We start from the raw sequence: 12,074 nt of genomic DNA, 5'->3' as shown, positions 1-12,074 counted from the left end.
GCGTTCGGATAAAGCCGCAACCGCAGGCTTTGAGCATGTTGGTAAACAGTTAAGTAAAAGGTTGGCTAAATGGAAAACATGAATTTAAGTAAGCACATCTCAGGACAGTTTACCGCTGAACTGGATGATATCCGCAATCGCGTACTCGCTATGGGTGGCTTGGTTGAACGTCAGCTTGAGCAAGCCATTGACGCGCTCAGCGCACTTGATGCTGAACTTGCGCAGCGGGTTATCGATGGCGATCACAAGGTCAATGGCATGGAAGTGTCTATCGACGAAGAGTGCACCCGTATTATCGCCAAGCGTCAACCAGCGGCCAGCGACTTACGCCTGATTATCGCCATCTCAAAAACCATCGCCGATCTTGAACGTATAGGTGATGCTTGTGTGCGTATCGCAAAAGCAGCATTAGATAAACGATTGAATAATCAGCAACCTTTATTAGTTAGCATTGAAAATATGGGCCGTCACGCGACCCGTATGTTGCATGCGACCTTAGATGCTTTGGCCCGTATGGATGCCGATACAGCGTTAGAGCTGCACAAAGAAGATGCTAAGCTTGACCGTGAATACGAAGGCATTATCCGCCAGTTAATGACCTATATGATGGAAGATCCGCGTTCTATCCCAGACGTCTTAGACGTACTGTGGGCAGCGCGTGCGGTTGAACGTGTTGGCGACCGTTGTAAAAATATCTGTGAATACATCATCTACTACGTGAAAGGCAAAGACGTTCGCCATACTTCCTACGAAGATATGGAAAAGGACATGAAAAGCTAACACACGCATTAATCTGCTGTTGTAATGCCTCAATACAACGCTCCGCAGTCTCTGTGGAGCGTTTTGCTTTTAGGATGCTGAGCTAGGATCGTTTATTAGGATAGTGAGCTAGGATCGTGAGATAGAGAAAGCGAGCTAGGATTTTGGGCTATGGATTGTGAAATTGGATAGCTAAGTTGAATAGTTAAATTGGAGTGTGAACTGGCATTCTGGATCAGTACCGCGAATAAAGAAGGTCATTTTTGTGTTTACAATAAATTAACCTTTGTTTAATCTGATGCTTGCAACAAGCTTTAGCTGCTGGAAAGGGCGGTAGACCTAGATAGTGAAAGCAGTCGAAGCCTAAGTGCTAGCATTTTTGTGTTTAGCTGTGGATTGATATCACAGCATGTTAACCTCAGAATTTAACCGCCACCCTATTTGTTACCGCTAAGGTTTGGGGTTAGCAGCGCAACGGAATGGGCGCTGTGTCGGCGATAACATGGATAAGTTGATGAGCCCATTATTGTATTCTTTAAAGCAAGGTTTCGAAGCTCTTAAAAGTATTCGAAATCATATTTCTGAAGCGAATTTACCCGCTGATTTTCCCCGCGCTGAATTACCGCCACTGTCCGAGGACGCTAAAGCCGAACTATTGCAGCTATTAGCGCCGCTAGAAGCCTATCGAATTGAAAAGCTTGAAACTAAACTCTCCCGTAAAAAATGGGCGAAGCGTCTAGGTTGGCTATTGTGCCTGCCCGCACTGGCTTTTGATTTAATCTCGTTAGCCTCTAACCATGACCCAACCATTTTGAGCCTGATCGTTCTCGCCGGCATTTTGATGTGGGTTCATCTGCCTGAAATGCAATATAAGCGCCATTACAAATATAAAATCTTGCCTGTTTTACTCAAAAAACTAGGGGACTACCGTTATAGCCCCGACTCCTGTGTCAACCTTGATTCAGTGGCAGATTTCGAACTTATGCCCCGTTTTAGCAAGCAACAATCAGAGGATCATATTCGCGGCAAGGTAGAGGATATCAGCTTCGAATTTTGCGAATTAACCTTAAAATCCCGTGGCAGCAAGTCAGACAAGATCCAATTTAAGGGCGGGGTCGTGATCATGACGATGCCCTTTAGCTTTGAATCCCATACCGTCGTCAGCCAAGACTATGGCTCCCTTGGTAATACTATGGCAGGCCTAAAGAAACCCAGAGTGAAACTCGAAAGCGTGACCTTTGAGGCGATGTTTGAAGTGTATTCCCATGACCAACATTATGCGCGATATCTGTTGTCTCCCGCCGTGATGGAACGCCTCGTCGAACTGGAACAGTTATTCCGTAAAACGGCGCGGGGGTCGGGGCTGAGTATCGAATTTAAAGCCAATAAAGTGCTGATCATGGCGAGCTATTTTGGCAATTTATTTGATACCGTCGATATCAACTTACCCACCCATGATATGTCGAAAATTCCGCAGTTACAGCAGGAGTTAGTCTTGATTACTGGCATCATCAAACAGCTAAAATTGGATTATCTAGCAGCGCAAAATCTGGCGACACAGCAAACACTTGAGAGGATTAAGACGCTAGCGGGTTAACTAGAGCTGCTCTTTTCTCTGTATTTTGAACCGTACTTTGAGCAGGCTTTTATTCGTCGTGAGAAGAGGTTGCTTCAGAGGACTTAGCGTTTGCTGGTCTCCACACATGAAGGCTTGCCATGGCATTCACTCACCGACTCGGTGAATAGAAACCTAGGGTTTCTGAGCTTATGAACGAGAGCCATGGACGGCGAACTGGCCGTTAAACAGGGATGTTGTTCAAGTCCATCCTTGGATGCTCGGCCCCGTCCATGGGCGGACGGTCGTCTCGCTAATCACCATGGATCACCTTTCGAGCATTCGCGTAATCTTTTAATTTACAAGTTATAAAGCAGTTTCCATCTGTAGCAAAGGCCATTTTAGACCATTAAACTCTCTAAACTTTGGCTCTTTGTCTACGGATATAAAGCCATATGACTTGTAGCAATTATAAGCTGCTACGTTTTCAGCAAATACAGCTAAGGTAGCAATTTTGAACTGTTCACGTTTCCTAACTTCTGCGATAGAAAGTGCGATTAAACCCCTACCATATCCAAGCCCACGATACTCGGGACTAATGACAATTCGACACAGGCGTATTTCAGTTTCACTTATGTGCTGAAGCTCAATAAAGCCAAGCTTGTTATTACCACTAGATAAAACCATAAACTCAACTTCAGGAAGCTGACTACGGTTTACCATTTCAGTTTCCGAAAGTGGCCAACCGAACATCCAACCACCCCAAAGTAGGGATTCCTTTTCAGTTGAGAACCATGAAATGACTTCTGTTGAGTCTTGAGCTACAAACTTTCTTAAATTCATAGATCCTTCCTATCTCATTGATTTTGAGTTAACTAAGTACAGCTAAACCACCTCAAAAGCTCTTTACTTTCTACTTACTAGTGCCGGAGTTTATTTTGCTTTATAACGCCGCCATAAGCCGCGCGACCGTAGGGAGCGCAATTAATGGCCCTGTTAGGGTTACTACTCAAATGCTTTACATAAGGTGCCCTGATGGAAGATCATTTGCCACCTCCCATTTATCAGAGACCATATTGAACATCGTAATGAGTAAATAGCGGTTGTCTCACCACCTTTTACCATTACAGCTTTATAAAGTAACTGGGCACAATTTGGCGCTAAATGTCTCAATTCATATTCAGACGCACTGATCTTAGGAGGCAATTCTGATGGCAGACGCTCCAGAGCTTCTTTTTTTCCAAATCGAACTCCAGAACCACCAATTTCAGTGAACTCATCCGCAATTAGTTCATCCAATTCGCCGTATGAAGCTCTGGTCTCAGCCTTAAATAAATGCTCTTCTAATTCGATGAGCTTCGCCTTTAAATTTTCCACCAAATCTCCAAGTAACCCTAACGCTTTACTAAACTGTGGACTAAATTGGGGGGATTTATGCCTGCGAAGCAGAAATGCAGAAAGCGCCACAGTTTATGGAGTCCGGTTTGAGTAACTTTTTAGTGCTTGATTTGCATATGATACTCATACATGTCCTCACTGACAATTTTGAAACCCAATCGTAAATATAGTTGCAATGCAGGATTCTCCTTTAACACTGTGAGTGACACGATCTTTGACTGAGCACCATTCAATACTTGCTGAATAATGCCTCGCCCATAACCTTTATTTTGATGGTCAGGATGTATTTGAATTTGCATTATCTCGACTTCGAGTTCAGTTGAATCGTATTTGAGAGTACCGACTAATGCGTTTTTATAATGCACCAAATACGAACAATGATATTTATCATCAAGCCTAATTTCATGCTCTTTATCAGACAAGAATTGACCAGATTTTTCTAAATGCTCAACCATAGTTAACTTGCGCAGACCTAGTAGATAATCTCGATCTGATTTTGTGGCTTGTTGAAACTCAAATTTCATCGGTTTCCTCTAGAGCACTAACGTCTTAGTATTTATGCGCTGCGCTGTCTGCAGGGCATAACTCGCTTGTTGGACTTGGCCGCTGCCACATCCAAGTCAATTGGTAAAAATGATGCTATAGGAATTTGCTTTTTTGCGGTAGCGGTTTTTTATACAGTTTAATGGGTAATCACTTGATATCGTTTTAGCTTTCTCATTTTTCGCGCTTATTTTGCTGATGAATCGCTATATAACGACTCAAAACGCCAAGGAATACACCTCCCCTCGGAGTTGCCGCAGGGCGAATAGAGAAATTGCGTGAGTTCGGTCATGGATGAACGACTAGCTTTCGCAGGTGCAGGGACGCATCCTTCGGAAGCGATAGCAAATTTGTCAATGAGCACAAGGGGCTTTCAACTCCGTAGGGGCGTCTTGGAGCATCCAAGGAGGATAGGACGAGCAGTCCTCCTTGGTCGGGTGTGGGGTGAAGCCCCACGACTTTGACTTTGATTAAAAAATTCAAATGAAGTTTTTAACTTCGCTTACCCTGTGCAGGCGGGCAGATATTCTGATAACTCAAGCAGGTTACAATCTGGGTCGCGGATATAGACTGAGTTTATCCTGCCTGTGGCGCCGGTTCGTAGCACTGGTCCTTCAATGATTTCAATCTGAAGAGCGTTTAAATGCGCGATCACTTCTTCTATGTTATGGCTGACTACAAAACACAGATCGGCACTGCCGGGCGTGGCTGCTGCAGCTTTAGGTTCAAATTCGGCGCCCGCTTGGTGCAAGTTAATCTTTTGATCGCCAAAACTTAACGCAATACGTTGATTGCCAAATACCACTTTCTTCATTCCGAGCACGGTTTGATAAAATTCGACGCTGACGGCGATGTCTTTTACGGTTAAGACCAAATGATCTAAGCGGGTTACGCGCATTTTACTTTCCTTAGAATGGCTCAGAGTGGGCTCTGATTTTGAACGCTATCTCTATGCTTGAGACGAATAAGAGTCAGATACCTTACATCATGTGCTGGTGCAAAAGTGACTCTGTGGTAGCATTTGTGGCGTTTTTTTGCGTAAATATTTTGTGCCTACTATATCCCTATGACCGAATGAGAGTGTGATGAAGAAAACCTTAGCCCGCGGCTTAATGAATCTATTACCTATGGCCTTGAGTTTGTGGCTGTTTTGGTCGCTGTTTGTATCGTTAGATGGTTTAGGAATTGTGATTTTAGAGTTGGTAGGGATTAACCAACACTTTGTCGGCGCCGGTTTTATGCTGGTGGTGGCATTAGTTTTTGCGGTGGGACTGTTGTTTTCAGTCAGCCCGATTGTGTGGCTTTATGGTTGGCTTGAGCGCCAGTTGATGCGCTTCCCACTGTTTAAGTCGGTTTATGGCAGTATCCGTGATATCGCGTCTTTGATGAATCGTGATGGCAAGCCGACCAGCCAAAAGACAGTGTTAGTGAAGCAGGCGAATGGCAGTTTTGTGGTGGGATTTATCATGACAGATACGCCGCCGCAGCCATTGTTAGATGCGTTGCCTGAGGGCGATTGGGTGCCTGTTTTGTTCCAATTGAGTTACCAAATGGCGGGCGTGACTAGCTTGATCAAACGGGACGATTTAATCATGGTCGACTGGTCGTTTGAAGAGGCGATGCGCTTTAATTTAACCGCTGGCATTTCGCAAACACCTACTAAGTAATCGGATGTTGGTTCAAGCGATTTAGCGTTTAAAATTAAATTTGATGATTTTTGTGGTATAATTTTTTGGCGACCAATATGGTCGCCATTTTTTGTGCTGAATATTCTAATTATAAATTTGTTTTATGCTAAAGGCATGCTTTGACTGCCTTAGTGGTGTTCACGCTATTTATCCATCAATCATCGGCTGTCAAAGTCGTGTGTTGTTAATCCCGTTTTTCAGATCCTGTCACGTTTAGCCATAGCGAGTCGTTGCATTGAACTGTGGGATTGAGCCCATACTGGTCATAGATGAGCCCCGCAGCATTAAACATATTTTGAGTATAAGTTTTGTTCTATCTCTCCGTTGGTGCGCTGAGATATTTGGAGAGTGAACCCGCTAGAAATAGGGAGAGTCAATGTCGATCAAGTCGAGTATTAATCCGCCGGTATTTTATTCGTCGGTCTTTTTCATCATCTTGATGGTGATGATTTGTGCAGTATGGCCCACAGAGGCTAACACCGTTTTTAGATCAATACAGTCATGGATAGAAGTGAAAGCCGGTTGGCTTTACATTCTGAGCGTGGCGTTTTTCCTGATTTTTATCATCTTTGTCATGGTCAGTCGCTTTGGCGATATCAAACTCGGGCCAGATCATTCTGTGCCGGATTACAGCTATAAAAGCTGGATTGCCATGTTGTTTTCGGCAGGTATGGGTATTGGCCTGATGTTTTTTGGGGTCGCCGAACCTGTAATGCACTATCTGGCGCCGCCAGATGCTACGCCTGAGAGTCTCGCCGCCGCTAAAGAGGCGATGAAGATTACTTTCTTCCATTGGGGACTGCATGCTTGGGCGATTTATGCCGTAGTGGCATTGAGTCTGGCCTACTTTTCCTATCGTCATAAGTTACCGCTACTGCCGCGAAGTGCCCTTTATCCCTTAATTGGTGAACGCATTTATGGTCCTATTGGCCATATTGTCGATACCTTTGCCGTGCTCGGCACTCTGTTTGGGGTGGCGACATCACTGGGCTTTGGGGTGTTGCAGGTTAACTCGGGTCTGAGTTATCTATTTGAAGGTTTACCTAATAACGCTGTAGTGCAGGTGTGCCTGATCATCGGCATTACCTTGCTCGCGACGCTGTCGGTGTTTTCTGGCCTCGACAAAGGCGTCAAACGTTTAAGCGAACTCAATCTTGGCCTCGCGATTATCTTATTGCTTATCGTCTTGATCTTGGGCCCTACTGTCATGCTGTTACAGGCATTTGTGCAGAATACCGGTAGTTACTTAAGTGATTTGGTTGGTAAAACCTTTAACTTGTACGCCTATCAACATAAGGAAGATTGGCTCGGCGGCTGGACCTTGCTCTATTGGGGCTGGTGGATTTCTTGGTCACCTTTTGTCGGTACCTTTATTGCGCGCGTGAGCCGCGGTCGTACCATCCGTGAGTTTTTGATTGGTGTGTTATTTGTGCCATCGGCGCTGACCTTCCTATGGATGACAGTGTTTGGTAACTCTGCGATTGATTCGATTATGAATCAAGGCGCGACCTACCTTGCCGAGGCGGTGAATACCGATGTGTCAGTGGCCTTGTTTGTGTTTTTCGAGCACATGCCGTTCCCGACCTTACTCTCAGGGATTGCGATTTGTTTAGTGGTGACCTTCTTTGTGACCTCGTCGGATTCGGGATCCTTAGTGATTGATAATCTGACCTCGGGCGGCGATAACAATGCGCCTGTATGGCAGAGGATCTTCTGGGCTCTATTGCAAGGGGTTGTGGCCTCGGTATTGTTGTTGGCTGGTGGTTTACAGGCGCTGCAAACGGCGGCTATCGCCAGTGCCATGCCGTTCCTCGTGGTGATGTTATTCATGTGTCTGGGATTATTTAAAGCCCTGAAGAATGACTGGCTTAAGATCAACAGTGTGCAGTTACACAATACCAGTGTGCAGTACGCCAAAACCAACATGAGCTGGGAAGAACGCATTGGCGTGCTCGTCTCGCATCCCACCCATGAAGAAGCGCAAGTGTTCTTGAACAATGTCGCGACACCCGCTTTATCTAAGGTGTGTCAACACTTTATGACCAAAGGTATAGTGGCGGATCTCGAATACTTAGATGGCCGCGTACGCTTGGTGATCAGCAATGAGGTGAACTTGCCCTTTGTTTACGGAGTACGCACCCGTTGTTTCGAAATCACTAACCCTATAGGGACTGAAATCGAGCAGGGCAATACCTTGTATTACCGCGCCGAAGTGTATTTAGAACAAGGTGGTCAGCATTACGATGTGATGGGGTATACCGAAGAGCAAATCCTCGCGGATGTGGTGACTCAGTATGAAAAATACTTACACTACTTGCATCTGTCGAATGCCGATCATGCCCACATAAGCTAAGTAACGTAAGCTAAGTTAGCTAAGCCAGTAACCTAGGTCGGTTTAGCCATTTACGTCTACAAATCGTGCACCATTAACCCGCAAAGTGCGGGAGATATTGCCCCAAGTGATAACTCGGATTATCCTTGGGGCAATTTTTTTAGGGTTTGTTTTAGGGATTACACTATGTCGTCAGTGCCAGGCCAGAGTAAGTTAGACAAAGTATTAGCCGATGCGCGGGAGTACAAAGCTAAGCGTGAGGGCGGTTACCGTGAGCAGGCGTTAAAACTTTATCCTTGGGTATGTGGCCGCTGTACCCGCGAGTTTACCCCGAAAAACTTAAGTGAACTGACTGTGCATCATCGCGATCATAACCACGATAACAACCCCTCAGACGGTTCAAACTGGGAGTTATTGTGCCTGTACTGCCACGACAATGAACATTCTCGTTTCGAAGAACTCATCCGTTACGGCAGCACCACAGAAACGAAACAAGCGGCGGCGACCTACAATCCCTTTGCTGACTTGAAATCAATGCTGAAAAAATAGCCTTGTAGGCTTTAGCTGGATGAGATTGTGCAGAGGATGGCGTTAGCGGACGGGTTTAGTCCTTGTCGGTTAAACGCGCCTCGGCAGCTAACCATTTATCACGGCTTAAAATATGCTGATTTTCACTGCCTTCAAATAAAGCTTTACGGGCGGGGAGTTGCTGACAAATGGCCACCTGTTGCGCTTCGCTACTCGTGCGCCAACTGACGATTTCATCGATATGTCGAAAGCAGCCCATGCAGTAGTCTTCGTCATTTAAACCGCAGCGTGCGACGCAAGGTGAAAGCATAGGTGTCCTCTGGAGCCTTATGGCTAGTTAACCGAGTCTTCTCAGTTGCCGATATGATTGAGTGTTTAAAGGCCGCGATACTAACATTTTCTCGCATAAAGTCATCTTTAGGGCGCATTCCCTTGGCCTAAGGTGAGACAAGTATTTTTTACACTGGGCATGACGTGAACCAAGATAATCTGCAGCAACAACTCACTTACTCACAGCAATTTAGCGAACTTAATCAGTTGCTTGAACAGAGTGCAGCCCTGTGGCAAGTGCGTGCATTTGAAGTGAACGCGTTACCTTGGGCAGAGGATTTTCCGCAGTTGGCCGAAGCTGTGTGGGCGCTGGCTGACGATGAGCTGGATGGACTCGACGCCGAGCAATCTTTACTGGTTAAAGCGCTGTCACCGGCATTGAGCCACGATCTTAGGGCATTAGGCCAAGATTGGGACTTGTCATTGCTCACCGCATCTATTGCTAAACGCACGGTTTTTAACGATAAGACAGTTACTGATAAGGCTGGCGTGGCTGAACAGTCGCTTGCGGATAACACCGCAGCGCAGCAAGGCGGTTTGTCCTTTGACGATGAAGCGCATTTCTGTGCGCACATCAAAGGCCGTAAATGGCAGCAAATTACCGCCTTTGTGCAGCATTTACCCCAGCTTAATTTACCTGTGCTGGAATGGTGTGCGGGTAAAGGGCATTTGGGCCGCTTGATTGCCAAAGCCCGCGGCGCCGAAGTGGTGAGCTTAGAGTGGCAAGCGCCATTATGTGAAGCAGGACAGGCCTTTGCCGATAAGTGGCAGTTATCGCAGACCTTTATTTGTGCCGATGCCTTTGCCATTGGTGCAGAACATGCTGCGACAAACACATCTACAACGACATCTATAACCACATCCATTACTACAGTTGAAGCACCAGCTCAACACGCCGCAAAAGCCAATCCGTTAATCGCACGGCAGCAAGCGGTTGCATTGCATGCTTGCGGTGATTTGCATGTTCGGCTGTTAACACTGGCGGCCGAGGCGGGCACTCAGGCGCTGGCGATTTCTCCCTGTTGTTATCATTTAATTCACGCGAGTCATTATCAGTCGTTATCCAATCTTGCTCAGCAGAGCAGCCTAAAACTCAGTCGCCATGATTTACAGTTACCGCTGCAGCAGAGCGTGATCGCCAATCCCAAACAGCAGGCGCTGCGCCATCAAGAAATCGCGTGGCGCTTAGGTTTTGATGCACTGCAACGTGAATGTCGACAAATCGACGAATATTTACCTTTACCCTCGTTAAAACAGAGTCAGTTGAGCGGCAGTTTTACTGATTTTTGCCTGTGGGCGGCCGAGACTAAGGCCGTTAATTTAGCCAAAAATAGGGATTTTGAGGCTTGGCTTGAGATAGGGCGACAAAGACAACAATTAACTCGCCGCATCGATTTAGTGGCGCATTTATTCCGCACTGTACTCGAGCAATGGTTAATCTTAGATCGCGCTTGTTTTTTGCAGGAACAAGGATATGGTGTTTGCGTGGGTGAATTTTGTGCAAACAGCGTCACACCAAGAAATTCGCTGATTTTAGCGCAAAAAATGTCAGTATAATTTTGAGTGTCTGAAAATATGCTGTACTGTGATGTTTTTTATGAAGTATTTCTATATTAGCGCATTTAAGTTTAGTGATAGTGAATTCAGGGCCGTCGTGTTTGGAACCTGCGCTGTGAGACAAGTCTTACACTGAAGATGGTTTTTTATTGAATCATCGGGCTTTTCTTGTTCAAATGTCGCATTAATGACGAATAACAACTGAAAGCTGACCTGTTGGTCAGTCATTCTAGTGAGCGAATAAAACAGTTTCATGAAATATTCCCGCGTATTTATTAATAGCCTGGCCTATGAACTGGCGCCTGTTGTGGTTTCCAGTAGTGAGCTAGAGTCTCGTCTTGCTCCTTTGTATCAAAAGTTCCGTATTCCAATGGGACAGCTTGCCGCATTGACTGGGATTACTGAACGCCGCTGGTGGCCAAAAGGACATCAATTGTCCGACGGTGCGATTAAAGCTGCCCGTAAAGCCATGGTTGAAACTGGGATTGATGTCGCCGATTTAGGTGCTGTTGTCTATACCGGCGTGTGCCGCGATCAACATGAGCCCGCGACTGCGTGTCGCGTTGCTGCCGAATTAGGAGTGTCAAAAGACACCGCCATTTACGATATCAGCAACGCTTGTCTTGGGGTGTTATCGGGTATTCTAGATATCGCTAACCGTATTGAGTTGGGTCAAATCAAGGCGGGTATGGTGGTGTCCTGTGAATCGGCGCGGGATATTGTCGATGTCACTATCGATAACATGCTGGCCGATCCCACTATGCAGAATTTTGCCCAGTCGCTGGCGACCTTAACCGGTGGCTCTGGCGCAGTGGCGGTTATCCTTACCGACGGCAGTTTGCCGCTGACAAATGTGCGTCAGCATCAATTGCTGGGTGCATCGCACTTATCGGCGCCTGAGCACCACCAGTTGTGTCAATGGGGTCTGCAGGAAGTGGGGCACAATCTGTATCGCGAGTTTATGCGTACCGATGCGGTGACGCTTCTCAAAGAAGGCGTTGAGCTAGCTAAGCATACTTGGGAGCATTTCCTTGAGCAGCGTAATTGGCTGGTTGAGCAAGTGGACAAAGTGATTTGCCATCAAGTGGGCGCCTCGAACCGTAAGCAAGTGCTTAGCGCGTTAAATATTCCCCCCGAGAAAGAATTTCCTACGTATCAGCTGCTGGGCAATATGGGCACAGTGTCGTTACCTGTGACCGCCGCCATGGCGCACGATCAAGGCTTTTTACAAGCGGGCGATCAAGTGAGCTTTTTAGGCATAGGCAGTGGATTGAATTGCATGATGTTAGGCATTAAGTGGTAGGGTGCAGTGCACTTTTCACGCCTTTGTTTGATGGCTGGAATGCATTCTAGTTAGCCAGGCAAGTCGATGATTCAGTTGATA

Annotated in this window: 12 protein-coding genes; 7 read left to right on the top strand and 5 right to left on the bottom strand. The window is 46.2% G+C overall.

Features of this window, described 5'->3' with window-relative positions; translation table 11 throughout:
- Positions 1–69: 69 nt before the first annotated feature.
- The gene (phoU, locus tag Q4Q54_RS02340; RefSeq protein WP_261273810.1) at positions 70–780 is read left to right on the top strand and encodes a phosphate signaling complex protein PhoU; all 711 of its coding nucleotides are present in this window, start codon (positions 70–72) and stop codon (positions 778–780) included.
- 493 nt (positions 781–1,273) lie between these two features.
- Positions 1,274–2,356 (top strand): DUF3137 domain-containing protein, encoded by a 1,083-nt coding sequence (locus Q4Q54_RS02335; protein WP_261273811.1) that lies wholly within the window; start codon positions 1,274–1,276, stop codon positions 2,354–2,356.
- Between the two features lie 324 nt (positions 2,357–2,680).
- Here the strand turns inward: Q4Q54_RS02335 and Q4Q54_RS02330 are convergent, their stop codons facing one another.
- From Q4Q54_RS02330 to Q4Q54_RS02315, 4 genes are all read right to left on the bottom strand, one after another.
- Entirely contained in the window at positions 2,681–3,157 is a 477-nt protein-coding gene (locus Q4Q54_RS02330) for a GNAT family N-acetyltransferase (RefSeq protein ID WP_311987560.1), read from the bottom strand.
- A gap of 162 nt (positions 3,158–3,319) precedes the next feature.
- Entirely contained in the window at positions 3,320–3,691 is a 372-nt protein-coding gene (locus Q4Q54_RS02325) for a nuclear transport factor 2 family protein (RefSeq protein WP_311987558.1), read from the bottom strand.
- A gap of 119 nt (positions 3,692–3,810) precedes the next feature.
- Entirely contained in the window at positions 3,811–4,236 is a 426-nt protein-coding gene (locus tag Q4Q54_RS02320) for a GNAT family N-acetyltransferase (protein WP_063883186.1), read from the bottom strand.
- 521 nt (positions 4,237–4,757) lie between these two features.
- Positions 4,758–5,153 (bottom strand): VOC family protein, encoded by a 396-nt coding sequence (locus Q4Q54_RS02315; protein WP_006085321.1) that lies wholly within the window; start codon positions 5,151–5,153, stop codon positions 4,758–4,760.
- Positions 5,154–5,340: 187 nt separating this feature from the next.
- Here Q4Q54_RS02315 and Q4Q54_RS02310 point away from each other — a divergent pair, with 187 nt between their 5' ends.
- From Q4Q54_RS02310 to Q4Q54_RS02300, 3 genes are all read left to right on the top strand, one after another.
- Complete coding sequence (locus tag Q4Q54_RS02310; protein ID WP_006081073.1) at positions 5,341–5,922, top strand: DUF502 domain-containing protein; 582 nt, start codon at positions 5,341–5,343, stop codon at positions 5,920–5,922.
- 397 nt (positions 5,923–6,319) lie between these two features.
- Positions 6,320–8,296, top strand: a complete 1,977-nt coding sequence (locus Q4Q54_RS02305; RefSeq protein WP_311987556.1) for a BCCT family transporter — start codon at positions 6,320–6,322, stop codon at positions 8,294–8,296.
- A 165-nt stretch (positions 8,297–8,461) separates the two neighbouring features.
- On the top strand, positions 8,462–8,824 hold the full coding sequence (locus tag Q4Q54_RS02300; protein ID WP_006081075.1) for a YajD family HNH nuclease: 363 nt from the start codon (positions 8,462–8,464) through the stop codon (positions 8,822–8,824).
- 55 nt (positions 8,825–8,879) lie between these two features.
- Here the strand turns inward: Q4Q54_RS02300 and Q4Q54_RS02295 are convergent, their stop codons facing one another.
- Positions 8,880–9,113 carry a DUF1289 domain-containing protein gene (locus tag Q4Q54_RS02295; protein ID WP_261273308.1) on the bottom strand — a complete coding sequence of 78 codons (234 nt, stop codon included), beginning with the start codon at positions 9,111–9,113 and terminating at the stop codon, positions 8,880–8,882.
- Positions 9,114–9,277: 164 nt separating this feature from the next.
- On the opposite strand from Q4Q54_RS02295, the gene Q4Q54_RS02290 reads away from it, so the two are divergent.
- Positions 9,278–10,690, top strand: a complete 1,413-nt coding sequence (locus Q4Q54_RS02290) for a methyltransferase (RefSeq protein WP_311987553.1) — start codon at positions 9,278–9,280, stop codon at positions 10,688–10,690.
- A 253-nt stretch (positions 10,691–10,943) separates the two neighbouring features.
- Positions 10,944–11,993 carry a 3-oxoacyl-ACP synthase III gene (locus tag Q4Q54_RS02285; protein WP_011846420.1) on the top strand — a complete coding sequence of 350 codons (1,050 nt, stop codon included), beginning with the start codon at positions 10,944–10,946 and terminating at the stop codon, positions 11,991–11,993.
- The last annotated feature ends 81 nt before the right edge of the window (positions 11,994–12,074 follow it).

The sequence above is a fragment of the Shewanella sp. SP2S2-4 genome (genome assembly GCF_031932025.1).
Classification (GTDB): domain Bacteria; phylum Pseudomonadota; class Gammaproteobacteria; order Enterobacterales; family Shewanellaceae; genus Shewanella; species Shewanella baltica.
This window is presented reverse-complemented; position numbering and strand designations above follow the sequence as displayed.